This is a genomic window from Niastella caeni, from assembly GCF_004834005.1.
Lineage (GTDB): Bacteria > Bacteroidota > Bacteroidia > Chitinophagales > Chitinophagaceae > Niastella > Niastella caeni.
In genome coordinates this window covers 1-20,098 of record NZ_STFF01000011.1, presented here as the reverse complement: position 1 = coordinate 20,098, position 20,098 = coordinate 1, and the positions used below count along the sequence as shown (strand labels likewise).

Below are 20,098 nucleotides of genomic sequence, written 5' to 3'. Positions count from 1 at the left end.
GCTTTATTTGAACCTCTATTTACTATTCACTAAAACCTGGTAATGATACCGCCCATGTTCTCATATCCGGTGAGCGATGGCCCCCACGAAGCACCATTCCACCATTTATGGAACAGCGCCGAGTTGGTGCCCACCACAAATACATCTAACCGGTTCGAACCCCAGGAGGCTACCCGCGGCTGACCAATGATGGTTCCGCCCATATTTTCATAACCGGTCAATGATGGTCCCCAGGCCGACCCGTTCCACCACTTATGGTAAAGCGCTGAATTGGTGCCTGTCACAAATACGTCTAACCGGTTCGGGCCCCACGATACTGCTTCGGGTGAGCCGATGATGGTTCCGCCCATATTTTCATAACCGGTAATGGAAGGGCCCCATGCTGAGCCGTTCCACCACTTATGGTATAAAGCTGAATTGGTGCCTACCACAAATACATCGAGCCGGTTCGGGCCCCATGATACTGCTTTCGGCTGGCCAAGAATAGTTCCACCGAGGTTTTCCCAACCGGTAAGCGATGGTCCCCAGGCAGAACCGTTCCACCATTTATGATACAACGAACTGTCGGTTCCAACTACAAAGATGTCGATCCGGTTCGGGCCCCAGCAAACCACTTCAGGATTGCCGATGATCTTTCCACCCAGGTTTTCGTAGCCGGTAAGCGATGGTCCCCAGGCAGAGCCGTTCCACCATTTATGATACAGCGAACGATCGGTGCCAACCACAAACACGTCGAGGCGGTTCGGGCCCCACGATACTACTTTCGGTTGTCCCTGAATGATGCCACCCATATTTTCATACCCGGTGAGCGATGGCCCCCACGATGCGCCGTTCCACCATTTGTGGTACAATGCCGAATTGGCGCCCACCACAAATACATCGAGCCGGTTCGGGCCCCATGATACAACTTCAGGCGCACTGATGATAGTACCGCCCATGTTTTCGTAACCGGTGAGCGAAGGTCCCCATGCCGAACCGTTCCACCATTTATGATACAGCGCCGAATCGGTGCCTATTACAAATACATCCAGGCGGTTTGGCCCCCAGGATACCACCGGACCGGATGCTGACGGAGCGGCAGCAATGGATTCCAGGGCTTGCTTAGGTCTTATAATGCCTGCGCCTGAGTGTTGGTCAAAACCTGCGGGGCCAATATCTTTAGCGGTATTCTTTAAAACAGTTTTTACCTGGTCTTGCGTTAATGAGGGCTTTGCCTGTTTCAACAGGGCTATACAACCGGCTGCAACAGGGGTAGCGGCAGAAGTACCGCTATCGCTGGTGAAGAACCCGGTAAAGTGGGTAATTGAACAGAAATCGGGTTTTTGCGGATCGAGCGCGGCCGGTCCCTGGCTGCTGTACCCTACAAACTGCTCGTTTTTATTCACGGCGCCTACCGTCATCACCCGTGGATGGCCGTTAGCGCCCCAGATGCTTTTACCCGGACCGTTATCCGTACCGCACCGGCCATCGGGACAAGAACCGCCACAATTACCGGCAGCAAATAATACAATAATGCCTTCGTTCAACGCATCCACTACCTTACGGGTAAAAGGATGGTTGGGATCGGTTGCATAAACAGGGTCCCAGTTATCCTGGAAGATCCCCCAGCTATTGGTTAAGATCTGCGGGGTTCCATTGGCTTTATGTTGATCGATAGCCCATTGAAAACCTGCAATAGCGTTAGAAATGGTTGCGGGAATATTAGGCGCCGCAATGCGGATATCATAGATCTGCGCGTTGGGAGCCATGCCCAGCACGTCGGTTGAACACATGTTGCCATGCCAGCCCCAGCCAGCGCCTGTTGTACCCCAGTTGGCAGTAGGATAACCGCCAATAACCCGCGGAATTAACTTATTAGGCCAGCTTGGGTTGTTGGTATCATCTGTACTGATACTGCGGCCCTGTGCGGTTATACCGCCATCCACCACGCCTACCACAATGCCATCGCCCTTGAACCCGGATGCCCAGATCTGGTTAACACCCAGGTAATTGGCCACATCGGCAATAGTTCCTTTTGGCGTTCCCGGCGCACAGTCGCAGGTGCCTATGGGGCAGGTTCCCAGTCCTTCCATGGGCGTTATCTTCACTTTCTGCTCTTCTTCCACCAGAATATCCGCCTCATATTCAAAGTGCTCGATCCTGGTATCGTTCCATACTTTTATTACGTTGGGCTGTTGTTCCAGCTCGGTGATCCGCCCGGCAGGCACGGTACCACGAACCAATACAACCTGGCCTTCTTCGGATTCCGTTAATCCGCTTTGAGCGTTAGGACTACTGCCCACCGGTACCGGCTCGTAATTATAATCTAACTGAAAGCCGTAGGCCGTTAACCCGGCGCCCATCTGCAGGCCGAAAGAAGCTGTTTTTGCAGAAGGGACCCTGATCTCTACAATTACATTTCGCATCTCCGACTCGCCGTTACTTCCTGCTGCGGCCATTTCCATCATGGGCATGGAATTGGCTACGGCGCCCTCGCCTCCACCCGACGGGGAATTTGTGTCCATACTCGATGCGATCATACCACCAGTGCTTTGTGTGCTTTGTTTTTCAATGGCTTCGCCAGGCATTTTACCTGTGCCGGCATCTTCCTGCGACATGTTGCCTACGGGCATTTGATGTTTCTCTTTTCTCATAAAAAGGAATTTAAAAGATTCTGAAATGGAATAAGAGCTGGTGCTGCAAATCATTTCCATAACCTTTACCGTTGCCAGTTTTATTAACAACGATCAGTCTTTGCATGCCGGCGCGGGCAGCAAAGGGGTATCGCCTTAGTTTATATAGGTGGGATGGCTTTCTGAAGGAATACGCTTTCCTGATAATTGCCAGCAATTATCAGGGAATAAGGAAGTATTACGGCTACGTGCAATTCCTTTTCGTACAGGCTTTACGATCACCTGTTAAACAGTATGTTAAAGATTATATTTATCCAGTAGCTGCTGCTAGTAATCAGGCCAGTTCAAATGTGAGTACTAATAAGAGGCTTAATAAATTTCCCGGGCTTGTTTTAAATAACCTGACGAATGTAAGTAATTAATTATTTATCAACAATAGAAAATTTTCTTACTGGCTTACATAACCTAGAATTAACATGGTGAATGGTGAGTGAATCGTGAAACGGCAACGTGAAAAGCCGTATGTTACATGTTCCAGGTTACAAGTTCCAGGGATTAAACTTCAAAACTCAAAGCAAGGGCCCTTAAACCTGAAACTTGTAACTTGTAACTTGTAACTGGAGAACCGGAAACCGGTAACCGGTAACTGGTAACCGGCAACCAGTAAAAGAATAGAGCCATCGCTGATTGAACAGGATGGCTCATACTCCCCTCCGGGTATTGGGCAATTGGAGATCAATTGGCAACCGGCAATTGGCAGGAGTTCCCACATTTTAAGCATTGCCTATTGCTTATTGCTCATTGTCTATTGCCCATTGAAACGGGAAGCCCATGGGATGAAGCAGAAACGTTATAACGCAAGGCGTTGCTCAAATGGCAGAATCATTTGTTCTTTTTGTCTTTAAGGTATTGCGTATATACAATGTGCGTTACTTTGTTATGGTCAACATTGAAGAGTGAACTGATACTGAATATCTCATGCACCGTAAGATCATTTACATTCGACACAAGGCGGGTCATTCGTGGATTATTGGTATGAAGGTGTTTGCCTAGCAAGCTTTTCGGGATGTAATCAAAAATCTGTTGGAATTCGGTTATATGTCCTGTTTCGATCATGAACTTTATACTTTCATATCGCTTATCCATACTCATTACATAAAGAAAAAAAGAATTAGTGATTAATTCTCAAAAAACAACGGTCCGTAGTTTTTTTGTTCCATCAGAACACTCATTTATACATTTTGTACTTTTTTTGTTTCAATTGAATTGGTAACCCTGATATAACATGCTATTTGCCCGCTCTTTTACCCGCTCTGGGCCGGCGGTTCTCATCCTGCAATGCCATATTAACAAGCACCTTTGTTTCAATGCCTATGGCTTTCGCTATCTTCGACAGTTCAATTAACTTGAATTCAAGCGGCTCATTGATAAGCCTGGTAAACCGGTTATTGTTGGTCCTTATTTCATGACTAACTACTGACTTGGGTATATAATCGAAGATCTGGGCAATCGTTTTGATCTCTCCGTTCTCTATAAACATACGGGCAATATTATAGCGAGTATCTTTGATCATGTCGTCAAAGAAAATAATATTGTTTCAATCTAAAGCAGATTGGGACAATACGTACCAAGAAAGTTATACACCGTATTTTTTTGTATTGATTCCGTCCTTTCTCAGGACACTATAATTTATTAAGGCTGAAATGCATATAGGAAATAGGGCTGAGCCCAAAGGCGCCCTCACTTTTTTTTATGGCTGGATGGTTTTATTGCCAGATGGCTGTACTTACGCCGCCAGGCAGGTTCAACCATCAAGCCATCCGGGAATTTTGAGGTTACACTTTTTAGTCAGCCCAATTTTAATGCTCATTTTTCTGGTACACCCGTACATAATCCACTTCAAACAGGGCCGGAAAAGTTGTTTTGGCAGGGCTGCCACCATTCTGCCCGCCAATAGCCATATTCAACAACATGTAGTGCGGTTGCTTAAACGGGTTGAACCCACTGCCGTCTTTGTTCGCTAATACATCTAACAACACTTTATTCAACAGAACATCATCAACAAACAAGGCAATATAATTTTCAGTCCAGTCCATGCGCCAGATATGAAATTTACTGGCCCAGGCTGAACCGCCTAATGAATCAACGGAAAAGGTATTGCTAAACCATTCCGGCTTGTGATTGGGGCCCAGGCAGGCAATATTGGCTAATAACTTTCCGCGGTAAAATTCCATGATATCAATTTCACCGTTGCCGGGCCAGGGTTTATCAATGCCCAGCGTCCACCAGGCAGGCCAGATGCCATTACGCACATCAATACGCGCCCGCAGTTCAAACCGGCCATACAACCAGCTTGCCTTGCCTTCCGTTAGCAGGCACGAAGATGTATAATCGATCCCCGGGCGATTTTTTCGCCAGTCTTTATCCCCGGCTTTATAATTTGGATTGGCTCTTTGCTCCTTACGGGCTTCAATGGTCAACTGGCCGTTCTTACAAATGGCATTCTCCGGTTGGTACCATTGGTATTCTTCATTCCGAACAAATCCTGCTTCATACCTCCACCGCGTTGAATCGGGCCTGCCCTCGTGGTTAAATTCATCTGCCCATACCAGTTGGTATCCTTCGCTCTCATACGGATTGCTTTTGATCCCGTGCACACTTTGTTGTGCAAAACCTGGCAACGCTGATACAATAAACAGGAATAAATTAAATCCGGTCTTTACCGCGAGCGCGCAGTATTCGTCTTTCTTAAACATGGCTATTTATTTTCGTCTGTAAATACCCACTAAAATATCCACCTTTCACGGGGCGGTACAGGGGGGAATTTGCATTATACAGGGGTGTAATTCGTAAAAAAAGAGAAATGAGGTGAGAAAGGGAATAGAATTAAAAATGAGAAATGTTAAATGAAAAATGAAAAAGTTAAAGACCGTTCAAGGCCTGGGTTTCACGATTAACCACTGATGCCATTAGCATTCTGTATTCTCCTTTCTCATTCCTCATTTTTAATTCTTCATTTTTCATTTCTCTTCCCCGCCATAGCTACTCACCACCAGTCTTACCTTTAACATGATAGGAATTATTAAACGAATTGCGGTACTTTTTGATGTAATCCGACGGGTTCATGCCGAACAACTTATTAAACTGGGTCCTGAAGTATTTGATATCACTGATGCCTACTTCAAATGCCGCCTGGTTCACATTACATTCGTTTTTAAGCATCAGTTCCGCCGCTTTCCGCAGCCGGATGTACCGGATGAAATTGGTAATGGACTGCCCCGACAACAGCCGGATCTTTTTATACAGATTCGAATGGCTCATTCCGATCTCCTTTACGAGCACTTTAATGGTAAAATTATCATCGGTGAGGTGACGCTCAACGATCGCAATGCAATTTTCCAGGAACTCCTTGTATTCCACAGAAACTTTCAAACTGTTTTGCTTTAACGTGATCTCGTTAAAGAAATAATTCCGCAACTCGTTCCGCGTTTTAAAGATGTTCTCCACCTTCGCCAGCAACAGGTCTTTATCGAACGGTTTGGTAATATACAGGTCGGCGCCTTCCTCGATGCTTTGCAATTCGGTGTCGGTGCCCTGCGACCCGGTCAGCAGCACCACCGGGATATGGTTCAACGCCGCATCCTTTTTTATCTTTTTACATAATTCAATTCCGTCCATTACATCCATCCTTATGTCGCTGATCACCAGGTCGGGAAATTTCTTTTGCACCATCGCCAATGCTTCCTGGCCGTTTTCCGCTTCCATCACCTCATACTTATCCTGCAGTATTTGCACTAAATATTGCCTGATGGCGTTGTCGTCGTCAGCGATCAACACACAGGGACGGTCGGTTACCACGATCCCGGGTTTGCTTTCCTGATGGTCAATTACCGGTTGTTCTTCTACCGGTTCTTCCAGCAATTCTTCCAGGATAACCGGTTCTTTCTGCGCTTCATTCAATATGATCTCATTGGCCAGGTGCGCTTTCCCTTTTTGCAAAGTGATAAAGAAAGTGGAGCCCACCCCTTCCGTTGTTTGAAAAAATACGGCGCCCTTATGCTCCTCAATAAAATGCCGCACCAGGTACAGCCCGATGCCAAAACCGGGTTTAAGCGGCGTTTTGCCGGAAGGCGCCTGGTAAAATTTTTCAAATAACCGGCCTGTTGCTGCTGCAGGAATGCCACAACCCGTATCCTGAACCGATAGTTCTACCGTATTGTCTGTCTCCTGCACTTTAAAAGCAATGGCGCCGCCGGGTGGCGTAAACTTTATGGCGTTCGAAATAAGGTTGTACAGAATGATCTCCATTTTTTCCCTATCTACATACAATTCCAGGTTGGGATTATTACAGTCAAAAGTATACGTAAGGTGATTGGTCCTGGCCTGGTGCACAAAACATAAATACACTTCATTACACAGGTTGTAAAAGTTATGTTTTGCGAAGGTCATTTTATCGGCTTCCACATCTGCTTTTCTAAAGATCAGTAACTGATCAACCAAACTCAACAGGCGTTTGGCATTGCGATGTACAATGGTAAGGTCTTTTTCAATGGCGGGGTCACCTGCCCTGCGCAGCATATCTTTTATAGGATTGATGATTAATGTTAACGGGGTACGGAACTCATGCGAAATATTGGTAAAGAAAGAATGTCTTTTATCGTTGATCTCTTTTTCTTTTTCCGCATTAATATGGGCCAGCCTGATCTCATATTCCAGCTTCCGCTGCCGGGCCTTGTATTTATAATATATATAGATGATGGCCGACGCAACAGCAATATATAACAGGTACGCCCACCAGGTGCGGTACCAGGGCGGCAGGATAATTATTTTAATGGTAGCTTCCCGGGTATTCCAGATGCCTTCTGCATTGGTTGATTTTATGCGCAAAAAATAACTTCCTTCGCTGATGTTATTATAATTAATAGTACGAACGTTGCCGGTATAGTTCCAGTCTTTATCCCACCCCTGCAAAAAATAAGCATAGTTCACTTTTTCGGGCGATGAGTATTCCAGTGCGGTAAAATGAAAAGAAAGGATCGCTTCATTATACGGGATCCGTAATTCCCTGATGTGGCCATTACCGGCACGCACAATACAGCGGGGCACTTCGGCCAACGGTTTATTATTCACCCATATTTCAGAAAACAGCAAGGCAGGCATAAACGTGCGCGTATTTACCTGTTGCGGATAAAACAGGTTCATGCCATTGATACCACCAAAAGCCAACGCGCCCGACTGCAGCCGGAGCGCTGCATTGTAGGAGAACTGGTTGCTTTGCAAGCCATCGCTTTGATAAAAGTTCTGGAATGTTTTTTTGACAGGGTCAAACTTCGACAACCCGTTAAAGGTGCTGATCCATAAATTCCCATTGGTATCTTCGAGAATATTTAGTACCGCATTATTCGATAATCCATCTGCTGTGGAATAACGCTTAGCCACGTTGCCTTTCTTTCTGTTGAACAGGATCAGTCCGCCACCCTCGGTGCCCACCCACAGGTTATGATGGCTATCTTCGAAAATGGCGCGTACCGGTTTGCCGGTTGAATAATAAACATGTTCTTTTTTTTGTTTATCTAGGCAAATCAACTGCCGCGCATTCCCTACCCATAAAGCGCCGGTATGATCTTCTGCAATGGAAAGAAGGTCATTGAGTTTTGAATCGAACAGCTCGAACCTGTTTTGCGAGCGGTTTAATTTGTACAGCTTTCCATTGCCAAATGTGGTAGCCCAAAAGTTCTGCTCGCGGTCTTCATACAATTGCCATACATACTTATTTTCTTCCCCGGTGTTTTCATTTATACATTTGTAATGTTCAAACGTTCCGGTGGCGCGATTGAACTTATTGATGCCGCCGCCAAATGTGGCAATCCAGACAGAACCCTGGTGGTCTTTTTTTATACAACTGATGGCATTGTTACTTAAGGAACGGTTATTAGCTACCTCGTGATAAAAATTGGTGAACGTATTCCGCTGCCGGTCCCAGATGCTGAATCCGCCGCCATCGGTGCCAATAAACAGGTCGCCGTTCTTATCTTCATAAAAAGACGACACGAAATTATTGACGAGGCTGTTAGCGTCGAACGGATTATGCGTAATTGTCTGGAACCTGCTTTTATGTACATCCAGGATATCTATGCCGCCTTTCAGCGTTCCCATCCATACCCGTGATTCTTTATCAACAAAAATAGAATACACCGACTCACTCGACAGTTGATCCTTGCTTTCACCCGGCAGCAGGTATTGGAAGGCGCCGGTTATTTTATTCAACATATTAACGCCACCGCCTACCGTACCTACCCATAAATTATTATTCGCATCACTGCACAGGCTCACTACCATGTTCGCACTAAGCTGGTCTTTCTTTTCGGTAAAGTGGTTGATGAACTGGTTCGATGCGATGGCGTATTGATACAATCCGTTATCTGTGCCCATCCAGATGTGTCCGCCATCTACCTCCATGGAGATAACTGACTTGAACGTGTTATTTACCAGGCGGATCTTCAGGGTGTTTTGATCAAACAGGCACAAGCCTACCGTTTCAATAAAAAGCCATACTTTTTCCTGCTTGTCAACGAATATAGCCTGTACGTTATAATAATGCGATTCCTTGTTGTTCGACATTTTGACCGGTATTTGTACAGCCACCTCCGAACCTGGCTTTTTCAGGAACAATCCCCAGCCATTGGCGCCAATAAAAACATTCCCTGTAGCATCCGATCTAATAGTATTGATGCTGCAGTTGACCTTATCTTTTTGCGTTTTGGCATAGGTAGGATGAAAGTATACCGGTAAAAAGCGATCGAAGATGCGATCATATACCGCTACGCCCTGCCCGGTGCCTACCCACAGGTTATTGAATTTATCTTCATGAATGGTATAGATATAATTATGGGGAATGGAACCGGTATCGTTGATCTTGTTACGGAATACCCTGAAGCCATAACCATCGTAACTATTGAGCCCATCGTACGTACCAAACCACATCAGTCCGTTATGGTCCTGGTAAATGCATTGTACTGAATTATTGGATAAACCTTGCTGAATTCCTAAATGAGAGATGGCAGGTCCTGTATAGGCCCAGGCCGCACAGGAAAAGAATAACTGAAGTATAGCAACAAAGCTATATCTGCAAGATATATTCATAAGCGTTAGTTGGCGTAGCAGTCATTACTGACATTCCTGAATACGGTCACCAGGAGTGTACAAAATACATGAAGTGTAAATCTAACACTTTTGGGACATGACAATAAAAAATATTTGAGGGGCAGGTTGTTCACTACCTTACACATATAAACCAACTTATATCTAATAAATAAGGCAGATGTAGAAGTAGGAAGTAAGCTATTTTGGGATTTTGAGATTTCGGGATTTTGAGATTTGGGCCGATTGTTAGTACCGTAATCGAAGCACTACTCTTCTATTGACAGAACGCCCGCTGGACGTAGTATTATCGGCAACCGGGTTTTGCTGACCGTAACCTGCAGCCTGCAGGCGGTTAGCGGCAATACCGGCATTTATTAAATACTGCATCACGGCGCCGGCGCGTTTCTCACTCAAGGTTCGATTATAGGGTACACCGCCAACGTTATCTGTATGCCCTTCGATGGTTAGCAGCAACACCGGGATCTTCTTTAAAACAGTTGCTACAGAATCCAGCGAAGGAAATGAGCGCGGCAATAAACGGTAACTACCCGTTTCAAAGAAAATATGTTGCGCAGCCCAATTGATCATTGTTTTAAGTGTTTCAATTTCGGGGCAACCGCCATTAACCGCGCTCCCCGCCATTCCGGGACATTTATCTTCTGCATCGGCAATGCCATCCAGATCTTGATCGGGCATGGGGCAACCTTTGTACGCAGCCACTCCTTTTACATCGGCACATTGGTCTGCTGAATCCAAAATACCATCCCCATCCCTGTCGGGAGCCGGGCAGCCCTGATAACGAACTACACCTGGTACTTGCGCACAGGCATCGAGGCTGTCGATAATCCCATCTCCATCGGAATCTATATGAGCTGCCTGTTTAACAACGGGCGGCGGTAATGAAACCGGTTTGGCCTGTACGATCTTTTTGCGGGTAATGGCGCCGGCAATTCCTATGCTGTGAAAAAAATGGGGGTGTTGCTCCGCTGTTAGCTTAATACGGTATTGCGTATTGACCAATAAAAAGATATCGGGCGTAACATTCACCTGGAGACCGAGGCCAACGGGCGAATACATTCCATAATGGCTGTTGTATTGCGACCAGCCCAAACCCGCCTGCACATAAGGATTAAACAAAGCAGGCGATCTTACCAGGCGCGCCCTGACGGAAAAGTCGTTTTCGAGCAGCAATTGTTTACCATTGCCCAGGCTGCCGCCTTTGCCGTCGGGGAATTCCAGGAAAGAACCGGCCAGGGTTATGCTATAATCAAATTGTTTGGAGAAGCTATTCTGGAAATGGATGGCAATACCGGGTTTCATAGAGCGGCCAAAGGACGACAGCTTACCGGCGCCCTTAAAATCAAAATAAGCCAGGTGTACGCCCATGGCCGGTGTTTTGGTAAAACGTACCGGCTGGCTTACTGCAGCAACGGTTACCCCCAATAGAATAAAGCTGCTGGTTATAATTCGCCTGATAATAAACAACCTTTGCGCGGGAAGATTTTTGATAGCCACCAATACTAAAAGCAATGAGATTAAGGGTTATTAGAAATGACTGAACAAAAGTACAGATAATTATTTTTGATTATAAAACTATCGCGTATACATGATCCACATGAGGTGAAAAACAAGCGTAAAAACCTATTAAACAAAACGCTATATTTGAGCCGGCTGTATAACGCTTATGATTAAAACTGCATCGATCAACTCCTGATAATCAGGAGTTTCGTTCTAATATGAAAAAAAGAATTGGTATTATCGGGGCTGGTCCGGCGGGTTTAACGGCGGCTTATCTTTTGGCGAAGAACGGAAATGAGGTAGTTGTATTTGAAGCCGATCCCCGGTATGTGGGCGGTATTTCAAGAACTGAAAAATATAAAGGTTTCTTATTTGATATTGGCGGGCACCGGTTTTTCTCCAAATCGACCGAAGTAAACGCATTCTGGCAAGAGCTGTTGGGCCCCGATCTGCTGGAATGCAAACGAAGCTCCAGCATCTATTACAATCGAACGTTCTTTAGTTACCCCCTTGTATTGTCGGAAGTGATCAGGAAGCTGGGCGTAATTACGTCCCTTCGTTGCTTTGTGAGTTATATAAAAGCAAAATTATTCCCGGTGAAAAACCCGGTAAGCTTTGAAGATTGGGTAGTGAATAATTTCGGGCGATTGCTTTTTGAAATATTCTTCAAGTCCTATACAGAAAAAGTGTGGGGCATACCTACCAGCAAGATCTCCGCCGACTGGGCCGCACAACGAATAAAAGGGCTTTCCATCAGGACCATTATACGCAATGCGGTTAAAAAAGATAATGACAAGATCATTAAGACCCTCATTGATTCTTTTCATTATCCGCGCTTTGGGCCGGGCATGATGTGGGAAGTATGCGCGCAGAGATCCATTGCCATGGGCGCCCGGGTTTGCATGAATACAACCGTACGAAGTTTGCACTATCACGAAGCAAACAGCTCATGGTCTGTTTCCTTTGCCGACGATACTACACAAAATGGGTTCCATCATATTATTTCTTCCGCCCCCATTTACGACCTTATTCCCGGCATTTACCCGCGCGTTCAACCAACAGCATTGGAGGCCGCAAAGAGCTTGCATTACCGCGATTTCATTACCGTTGTACTAATATTGAAGAACGCCACTACATTTACTGAAAACTGGATCTATATACACGAACCTTCGGTAAAGGTAGGACGTATACAAAACTTCAAGACCTGGAGTAAGCAAATGGTGCCCGACCAAACGATGGACTGTTATGGCCTGGAATATTTTTGTTTTGAGGGGGATGGTATGTGGAATATGGAAGACGACAAACTGATTGCGCTTGCTACCAAAGAGTTACTATCGCTTAAGTTGGTTAAAAAAGAACAGGTGGAAGACGGGTATGTAGTTCGCCAGGCAAAAGCCTACCCGGTTTATGACCATGCTTATAAAGAAAAGATCCATGTGATCAGGGAGGAATTAAAAAAATATGAAAACCTTCACCTGGTGGGGCGGAACGGAATGCATAAATACAACAACCAGGACCATAGTATTATGACGGCTATGTATGCGGTAAAAAATATTCTGGCAGGAGAAATAAAATATGATCCCTGGAAAGTGAACCAGGATGCAGAATATATTGAAGAAGAGCAGCAGCAAGACGGGGGAAGATTATCGCCTGCCAGTCTTTAAATTCATTTATCTTCACGGAGATGCACATTTTGGTTTCTCCTGCTAAACTGACTTATGACTTCCAATAAAGCGTTACTGATCACCGTCTGTTGCTTTTTAATAGCCTTATGCTTAGTTTGCTACAAGAGTTTATCGTGGGAAAGATCCGGCGCCCCCGACCTGCGCAACCGGATCGTAGGCGGCCGATTGCAAAAAGATGATGTATCGCCTTATTTCTACAGATGGAAACCAGGCGATCCTGTTCGTTATTATGATGGTGCGAATATTGGCCATAGCGGTGTTTCAAATATTACCGCCTCCCCTTTCTTTCATACCTTACTGTATCCATTGCTTGAATTTCAGCAGCGCAATATTGCCCGCATCTGGCTGGCACTGGAATATTTATTTATTCTCATCACAGGTTTCATAGCCTACCGGTTAACAAAAAATAATACGCAGAAAATAATTGTTATTACATTTTTCACCCTGTTCTTATTAACAGAAGCCTGGAAGACACATGTACTCACCGGCCAGGTATATATCGTATATTCATTGCTGGCTATAACAGTATATTATTGCCTTACCAGGACCAACAAGCTAATGGCCGCCTTCATTGCAGGGCTTGCGGCTATTGTATTAATGCTGATACGGCCTAACATGGTTGTATTCTTTTTCCCGTTTCTTTTTTTGGTAAAAAATTACTCCCGCCAATACCTGGCTACTTTATTCATTCCGGTTATATTACTACCAGCCATTTATTTTTCATTTGACAATAACAGGACCTATTGGAAGGATTACCTATCAGCCATTCAGGCGTCGGCGAAAGTGCATCAAATCGCGCCATTAGGAGGATGGGCGTTGCCGGTTAATGGTGATACCGCCAGATTAAAAAAAGTGGAAGGCTGGGATGTAGATGAGATCATGAAACATGAGAAAGAAACGAATCTTGTGATGTATTCAGAAAACGGGAATGTATTTGTACTGTTCGATTACGTTTTTAAAAAACGGTTATCGATAAACATGATGGGGTTGCTCTCCGGGTTATCGGTCGTTATCTTGTTGGCCCTATACCTGTTGGCGCGCAAAAAATTCGACATAATAACGTTACCCAACATAGCGCTGTTTGGCTATTGCCTGTATATGGTCACCGACCTGTTCTCCCCTATCTGGCGGCACCAGTATTATGGCACCCAATGGTTATTTCCGTTACTGATTGCCGCAACTGTTTATAAGCCGGCAAACAAATGGTTTTATGCCGGGCTGCTGACCGGCCTGTTGTTAAACGTAGTAAATACCGATTATATAAAAATGGAGCATACCCTGGGAGAATACCTGATCTTAGTGGTGTTACTGGGGTTGAGTATGACGAGAAGATTGGAGGTTGCAGGGCAGGCTTTTGGCCAGACAACTAAAAAATGATAAATTGTAAATGGCAATTTATTCTGCAAGAAGATGAAAAAAATATACAGATCGAAACCTGGGCTTGAATTGATTATTCCCATATCCCTGATACTGGGGGTAGTATTGTTCCTGACAACGATGAATGAACCGCATTGGGTGGGACCGGCTATTTTGCTACCAATCATTATTTTTATAACCCATACATTTATTACAACCTACTACACGATCGATAACAATCTGCTCATCATCAAATGCGGCTTCTTATACAAGACCACAATTGATATTCAGCATATCAGGAAAATAAAGGAGACAAATAGTACCATAAGCTCCCCCGCCACTTCAATAGACAGACTTGAAATTTCCTATGGAAAATACCGTACGGTTTTAATTTCCCCGAAGCAAAAAATGGAATTTATTAATGAGCTCAAGTCGCTAAACCCAGGTATTGAAATAAATCTTAAGAAAAGTCTTTGATTGATTTAATTTGTCACCGAATGCTTACTTCCAATACGTTTTTATACAATCATCCTTACTAACTATGAAATAGTCCTCGTTCATTAACATAGATCAATTACGTATTATTTTGTATCGATTATTCTAATTAGATCATCTATAACTAACTATGGAGCATCAGTTCATAACTATTCAACATAAGTATGTAACTTGGGCATGTAAGTACTGAACTTTACACGAAAGTTATGCACTTATTGGCCAATGTTGTATAGGGTTGCTCCAAAGTTTTATAAGGTTGCTCCAATGTTTAGTCAGGTTACTCCAATGTTTAAAGATTGCTCCGGTGTTTAGTCAGATTGCTCCAATGTTAGTTATAGATGCGGCATAGTTAGTCATAAATGCGGCATATTGTCTCGTCCTAACATAACTATACAGGTGAAGAATAAATCCTGAAGCAACTATACACAAGCGGCAGATAGTCCTGAAGAAGCTATACATAGGCAAGTTTGAAACATACATTCAGAATCTAATCCTGATATAGCTCACCCGGTTGCGCAGGTTTTTTGGCTTATCACCAACCGTTGATCCGCTAAACCTACAAAGCCGGTATATGGCAGGTCATACACCGTATTGGTAATACCCCAGCCGTTAAAGGGGAAAAATTATTTAGTCCTCAACTTTTGCACTACTATTTTGCTACTGTTGCGTCGCACTCTTGTACGTTCGGTAATTCTAATCAACTTAATATGTCAAAGAGCTTTGATCTATTTTTTAATCTTCCCGATAGCTCTGAGCGAAAAGACCACTGGCAGTGACTGATAACACAAATGTATACCAGCCACCACGCCGTTTTTTCAAAAATGTGATGGTGTTTTATTTTAGATGTGACGGTCTTCGGAAAATGGTGTGATGAATAGCATTTTCTCCTCGAAAACATCTTTTTTTTGGGACGGTGTTCGATAAATGGTGTGACGAACAGTTCAAAACGTGTGATGAAAAACACAGCCTCCTCTTTGCCTCCTCGGCTCCTTCTCTGTTCCACCTCTTTGCCTCCTCGGAATCCGAGGAGGCAAAGAGGACCCAAAGAGGACCTAATGAGGTATCATCAAGGTGTCATTGAGGTGTTCAAAACCAGCAAAACACTCCGCTTTTTACAACTTCCCTATTTTCTGCTTATTTGAAACTTAGTAGCATGGCTGCCAAACAGAATTACCTGCTCAGGATCTACCGCCTTACCGCCTTAATTGTTCCACACCACACCCGCTTGCCGGCCAAATTTAAGGTAACTTCCGAATCAAAACCTTCTTCAGCCCACTTCGCCAATTGTTCTTTATGAATAGCTCTGCCAATCAGGATCAGTTTGTGTTTCAGTTCCTGTTTACCGAAATAATAAAAAGCATTTTCCGACAGGCTGGTGATCTGAATTACATCTTCAGGTGGCATAAGTTCACCTACTCCTGACTGTAAATGTGTTTTACCTGTACCACTGCTACCCAGGCTGATCACATGCAATGGTTCTTCCCTTTTCCTGCTGGTAAACACCAGGTACATCAGTAGCCTGTTATTCTCTTCACCTATTACCCCACTTTGCCCAATCAGTTCATTGGTTCGATGTAATAAATCAGGCTGGCATAGAAACTGTTCAGCTTCCTTCCTTTCAGATTCAGTTAGCTGCTTTACCGGTTCTTTTTCTTTTGCCAGGAGCTTTAGTTGTTCCAACCGGTATTCTTCCAACAAGTTTATCAGAATGGAAAAAGCAGTAGCCATGTAAGCAGTACCCAGGGTAAACCTTTCAGCACACCGGCGTACCAGTTTATCCAGGCTGTCATTGTTGTACAGGTCAATATTATGGCGTACTGCTACCTGTTTGTATTCCACTTTCAGGGTTACACGCATTCTTTCCAGTCCTTCTATTTTAAGGCCACCCAGAAGCCAAAAATTGAGTTGTTCATATTGCCAGGCGATGTATTCCCTGTTTTCTGTATTGAGTGCTGTAGTCATGTAATTGTGTTAAATGGGGTGAAATATAAAAGCCAGGGTGTTCCTGCCTTGATACTTTGTATATTCGCTTTAGCAGAGATTAAGCCTAATTAAAACTGTATTATGAGTTATGTAAAAATTAAGCCCACGTTGGTTATAGGAAATGCGGCTATTGATCTCTCAAAGGTCGATTGGAGCAATCTGGATAATAACCCCGAACTAAAGGCCAAACTAGAGGCTTGGACTGAGAAAAAGCTAAAAGCATTTGAACGGGCTGAAAAAAGAAAATACAATCCTTATGACAGATCAATAGGTAGAAAAAGATCAACACCAAGAAAAAGAAAATAAAAAAAGCCAAGCGGTTAAGCCTGGCTTTGTGTTATGTTTTCTGTTAATTATCTATCGGTTATCCGAACGCTTTATTGTGTAAAGATCGTGGAGGTTGCAAGTCACCAACTACTTTGATACATTACCCCTTAAATATTCATGACATATTCCTTCAAAACGTTTTTCATTGCCTCTTGCAAGGAATCATTATCACATCTAAAACTTTTTTCGGGATTGTTAGAACTAATAATTATAACAGAGTACTGATCATTTTCTCTAATGCCATCGTTCTTAACGATTATCAGATCTTTATTCTTACCCACTAATTTAATTATATCTAAAATATCGGTCGCAGTCAAAGTATCTTTAATTGAAAAATCCTTTATTCTCATTTTTTACAATTTACTTTATTAACAATTTTGAAATCTCAGAAACCTCTGTTACTTGATTTGTTGCTACTTTAGTTGCAACATTCAAAATTTCTTGCCGACTTACAGTTTTTAGTCCATGTAACTTAGCATAAGCTTCAAAAGCCATCACTGCAGTTCTTTTATTGCCATCAATAAACATATGGTTTTTAATGATTGACCTAAAGATTGCACTTCCTTGCTCCGCTATAGTCGGGTAATACATAGCTGAATTTATTACTGACGAAGGGCTTGTGCTTAGTATCCTTCCTCCACCTTCTGTAGTTTTATTTATTGCAACTATCTTATCTGAAAATGCTTCAGCGTCAAATGCTAATTCTGTAGCGGCCTCTTCAACTGCTATTGTACTTTTTTCTACTGCAGTTGTATTTTCTACAATAGCAGTAGTGGTTTTTGCAACAGCCCGTACTCCAGAGCCTCCAAACATATCATAACCTCCCGACGCATACTCTTTACGAGCTTCCTTACTTCCATGCCCCATTAGCCTAAACATCCTATCCCATTTCCCTTCTCCATTATGATATCCTGGATAAGACTGCCATGCCTCATATGCCGCAATTTGAGTATCATATTTCTTACTATTATGGGAGTACCATTCAGTAAAGTTTCTTGACAAAGGTCTTTTTGCAGTCACAACAACTTCCTGCAACTTGCTATTATCAACCCAAGTTTTCCCATCCCATTTCCATGATTGCCCCGTCTTCTCATGAACTATATCTCCAGCTTGTTTTCCTGCTGCGGCGGGTTCTAAACCATCCAAATCAACTGCTTGTATCGGAGTGTTCCCCGCAAACTGATACGGCGTATACCAAGGATAATCCTGAGTTAAAGGGTCAACCGACAAAAACTTCCCAATCCTCGCATCATATATCCTCATCCCATAATCCTGCTGATTACCCAATCCCTTCACCTCATCATCATTCATCTTGCCGTTAAACCCAAACTTATAAGGTACATTACTATTAGGAAGCGCTATTCTCGAAAGCATTCCAAACGGATAATAATCCTGCGCAGTCACTATATGTGGCTCGTAGTGATCTATCAAAGAACTGCTGCCGGAAGGTACGCCAAATTTTCGATCGCTGATAGTGGCCAGTACGTTGCCTAAATGGTTTGCCTATTCATCATTTTTTTCACTGATCCCTTGGGGAAGGGACAGATGAAAAGAGCTAAAAATAAAAATCACCATCCTGGATACGTGCTAAAACATACTGTTGATCCTGTCCTGTTATCCAAATGGATGATGTTTTGACAATTCATCCTGTAAGGTGTCCATATCCTGTATGGCATAAGCTTCTGTGCTGCTGATATACTTATGACCGGCCATATATTGTACCTGTCGCTTGTTATGGAGCTTTAGCCAGTTAATGATCACTGAACCCCGAATATGCAGGGCATTAGTTATTGAAGGGTTGATGCCCTGTAGCTCCTGGACCAGTAAATAAATTGTATTATGTAGGTTACCAGGAAAAAGCTCTTCAGCTTTCGGTTTTAACTGTGGCCTGGTTTGCTCCAGGTACTCATGGATGGGTAAAATCTGTACCGGTAGTAATTGCAGGGTTCTACTATTGCCCCTGCTGGTGGATGGTATGTAAACTGTTCCTGCCCCCAGGGATATATGGCTCACTTCCATCTTTTGCAGTTCACCACTGTGAACACCCTGAAACACCATTAAACCCAGTAGAACCGTGTTTCTCTGATGGGCAAGGTTTGTATTAGCCTGTTGCTGTGAAATCTTCCTTAACTGGCTGTAATCGTTGTACATGGACTGTAGTTCTTCAGGGCTTAAAGGGGTTTCAACTACCCGTTTAATAACTCCCTTTACCCGTAGTGTTCGGGCTGGGTTCTTCCTTACTTCATCAATCTTTTTCAGGTAATCGAAATAGTGGGTAATGCTGTTCAGGCGTAAATTGATTGTGGCAGGGCTTACATTATTCTGTTTCTGGTGCTGAATGTATGCCAGCAGGTCATTGTAGCCTACACTGGCTGCATCAAGGTGTTTTTCCTTCTTAAGCCACTGCATAAACAGCTTTACATTGTAATAATGGCTTTCAATAGTGCTGGCACTTAGTTTTGATGCCAGCAAATACTGTTCAAAGTTATCCATCAGGGGTATGGTTTATGGTGATAGTTAAATGAGTATAAATTTGTGTGCTATCAAGAGAACTGTGGCCCAGGAATTTGGCTATTTCTTCAATAGGCATTCCGCTTTGTAAAAGATGGGTAGCAATGCTGTGCCTGAGACTGTGCAAACCGAACTGTTTTTCAATACCTGCTTTTTCTTTCAGGTAAGTAAGCCGGGGATAGAATTCAGTTAACCTGTTTCCTGTTTGTGAAATAAAAAAGGCTCCATCACCTGAAGCCTGCTTTCTTTTTGCATGTTTGCGGGTGTAATCCCTGGCATAATGTTCATGTAAGAACCACTCCCGCCCTTCTGTTATATAACTTCGTATATCTTCTGCGTGTTTACTGGCAATAGGTACATACCGTTGTTTCCCTCCTTTACCTTTCCTGACAAATAGTAGCTTTTTGTTCAGGTCAATATCATTCAGGTTTAATTGTGTTCCTTCCATCTTTCTTAACCCACAGCCAT

Annotated in this window: 15 protein-coding genes; 4 read left to right on the top strand and 11 right to left on the bottom strand. The window is 43.7% G+C overall.

The features are described 5' to 3' along the window. Nucleotides 1-29: 29 nt before the first annotated feature. From FAM09_RS31160 to FAM09_RS26790, 6 genes are all read right to left on the bottom strand, one after another. Complete coding sequence (locus tag FAM09_RS31160) at nt 30-2,633, bottom strand: S8 family serine peptidase (protein WP_208025663.1); 2,604 nt, start codon at nt 2,631-2,633, stop codon at nt 30-32. 861 nt (nt 2,634-3,494) lie between these two features. Continuing rightward, on the bottom strand, nt 3,495-3,632 hold the full coding sequence (locus FAM09_RS30825) for a hypothetical protein (protein ID WP_153825480.1): 138 nt from the start codon (nt 3,630-3,632) through the stop codon (nt 3,495-3,497). A 268-nt stretch (nt 3,633-3,900) separates the two neighbouring features. Beyond that, on the bottom strand, nt 3,901-4,185 hold the full coding sequence (locus FAM09_RS26805; RefSeq protein WP_136580250.1) for a hypothetical protein: 285 nt from the start codon (nt 4,183-4,185) through the stop codon (nt 3,901-3,903). A 286-nt stretch (nt 4,186-4,471) separates the two neighbouring features. Next, nucleotides 4,472-5,368, bottom strand: coding sequence for a glycoside hydrolase family 16 protein (locus FAM09_RS26800; protein WP_136580249.1), 897 nt, complete (start codon nt 5,366-5,368; stop codon nt 4,472-4,474). Between the two features lie 286 nt (nt 5,369-5,654). After that, complete coding sequence (locus tag FAM09_RS26795) at nt 5,655-9,755, bottom strand: hybrid sensor histidine kinase/response regulator transcription factor (RefSeq protein WP_136580248.1); 4,101 nt, start codon at nt 9,753-9,755, stop codon at nt 5,655-5,657. Nucleotides 9,756-10,001: 246 nt separating this feature from the next. Beyond that, a complete protein-coding gene (locus FAM09_RS26790; RefSeq protein WP_136580247.1) occupies nt 10,002-11,285 on the bottom strand; it encodes an OmpA family protein in 1,284 nt (427 codons plus the stop codon). 206 nt (nt 11,286-11,491) lie between these two features. On the opposite strand from FAM09_RS26790, the gene FAM09_RS26785 reads away from it, so the two are divergent. Genes FAM09_RS26785 through FAM09_RS26775 form a run of 3 tightly spaced genes read left to right on the top strand, consistent with a single transcriptional unit; the run spans nt 11,492 to nt 14,791 of the window. Then, the gene (locus tag FAM09_RS26785) at nt 11,492-12,937 is read left to right on the top strand and encodes an NAD(P)/FAD-dependent oxidoreductase (protein ID WP_136580246.1); all 1,446 of its coding nucleotides are present in this window, start codon (nt 11,492-11,494) and stop codon (nt 12,935-12,937) included. A gap of 54 nt (nt 12,938-12,991) precedes the next feature. Continuing rightward, nucleotides 12,992-14,335, top strand: a complete 1,344-nt coding sequence (locus tag FAM09_RS26780; RefSeq protein ID WP_136580245.1) for a glycosyltransferase 87 family protein — start codon at nt 12,992-12,994, stop codon at nt 14,333-14,335. Between the two features lie 33 nt (nt 14,336-14,368). Beyond that, the gene (locus tag FAM09_RS26775; RefSeq protein WP_136580244.1) at nt 14,369-14,791 is read left to right on the top strand and encodes a PH domain-containing protein; all 423 of its coding nucleotides are present in this window, start codon (nt 14,369-14,371) and stop codon (nt 14,789-14,791) included. A gap of 1,203 nt (nt 14,792-15,994) precedes the next feature. On the opposite strand, the gene FAM09_RS26770 is transcribed toward FAM09_RS26775, so the two are convergent. Continuing rightward, nucleotides 15,995-16,771, bottom strand: coding sequence for a hypothetical protein (locus tag FAM09_RS26770; protein WP_136580243.1), 777 nt, complete (start codon nt 16,769-16,771; stop codon nt 15,995-15,997). Nucleotides 16,772-16,873: 102 nt separating this feature from the next. On the opposite strand from FAM09_RS26770, the gene FAM09_RS26765 reads away from it, so the two are divergent. Further along, on the top strand, nt 16,874-17,098 hold the full coding sequence (locus FAM09_RS26765; protein ID WP_136580242.1) for a hypothetical protein: 225 nt from the start codon (nt 16,874-16,876) through the stop codon (nt 17,096-17,098). A gap of 128 nt (nt 17,099-17,226) precedes the next feature. On the opposite strand, the gene FAM09_RS26760 is transcribed toward FAM09_RS26765, so the two are convergent. The 4 genes from FAM09_RS26760 to FAM09_RS26745 all read right to left on the bottom strand — a co-directional run. Further along, nucleotides 17,227-17,469, bottom strand: coding sequence for a hypothetical protein (locus FAM09_RS26760; RefSeq protein ID WP_136580241.1), 243 nt, complete (start codon nt 17,467-17,469; stop codon nt 17,227-17,229). Between the two features lie 10 nt (nt 17,470-17,479). After that, nucleotides 17,480-18,523, bottom strand: coding sequence for a type II toxin-antitoxin system death-on-curing family toxin (locus tag FAM09_RS26755; protein WP_262711686.1), 1,044 nt, complete (start codon nt 18,521-18,523; stop codon nt 17,480-17,482). A gap of 210 nt (nt 18,524-18,733) precedes the next feature. Beyond that, nucleotides 18,734-19,612, bottom strand: a complete 879-nt coding sequence (locus FAM09_RS26750; RefSeq protein ID WP_136580239.1) for a tyrosine-type recombinase/integrase — start codon at nt 19,610-19,612, stop codon at nt 18,734-18,736. Further along, a partial coding sequence (locus tag FAM09_RS26745; RefSeq protein ID WP_153825479.1) for a tyrosine-type recombinase/integrase occupies nt 19,605-20,098 on the bottom strand: 494 nt, incomplete at its 5' end. The genes FAM09_RS26745 and FAM09_RS26750, both read right to left, overlap by 8 nt.

Bases quoted from the DNA above. Each gene is read 5' to 3' on its own strand.
- FAM09_RS31160 (WP_208025663.1), bottom strand. From the start codon at position 2,633: ATGAGAAAAGAGAAACATCAAATGCCCGTAGGCAACATGTCGCAGGAA.
- FAM09_RS30825 (WP_153825480.1), bottom strand. From the start codon at position 3,632: ATGACCCGCCTTGTGTCGAATGTAAATGATCTTACGGTGCATGAGATA.
- FAM09_RS26805 (WP_136580250.1), bottom strand. From the start codon at position 4,185: ATGATCAAAGATACTCGCTATAATATTGCCCGTATGTTTATAGAGAAC.
- FAM09_RS26800 (WP_136580249.1), bottom strand. From the start codon at position 5,368: ATGTTTAAGAAAGACGAATACTGCGCGCTCGCGGTAAAGACCGGATTT.
- FAM09_RS26795 (WP_136580248.1), bottom strand. From the start codon at position 9,755: ATGAATATATCTTGCAGATATAGCTTTGTTGCTATACTTCAGTTATTC.
- FAM09_RS26785 (WP_136580246.1), top strand. From the start codon at position 11,492: ATGAAAAAAAGAATTGGTATTATCGGGGCTGGTCCGGCGGGTTTAACG.
- FAM09_RS26780 (WP_136580245.1), top strand. From the start codon at position 12,992: ATGACTTCCAATAAAGCGTTACTGATCACCGTCTGTTGCTTTTTAATA.
- FAM09_RS26775 (WP_136580244.1), top strand. From the start codon at position 14,369: ATGAAAAAAATATACAGATCGAAACCTGGGCTTGAATTGATTATTCCC.
- FAM09_RS26770 (WP_136580243.1), bottom strand. From the start codon at position 16,771: ATGACTACAGCACTCAATACAGAAAACAGGGAATACATCGCCTGGCAA.
- FAM09_RS26765 (WP_136580242.1), top strand. From the start codon at position 16,874: ATGAGTTATGTAAAAATTAAGCCCACGTTGGTTATAGGAAATGCGGCT.
- FAM09_RS26760 (WP_136580241.1), bottom strand. From the start codon at position 17,469: ATGAGAATAAAGGATTTTTCAATTAAAGATACTTTGACTGCGACCGAT.
- FAM09_RS26750 (WP_136580239.1), bottom strand. From the start codon at position 19,612: ATGGATAACTTTGAACAGTATTTGCTGGCATCAAAACTAAGTGCCAGC.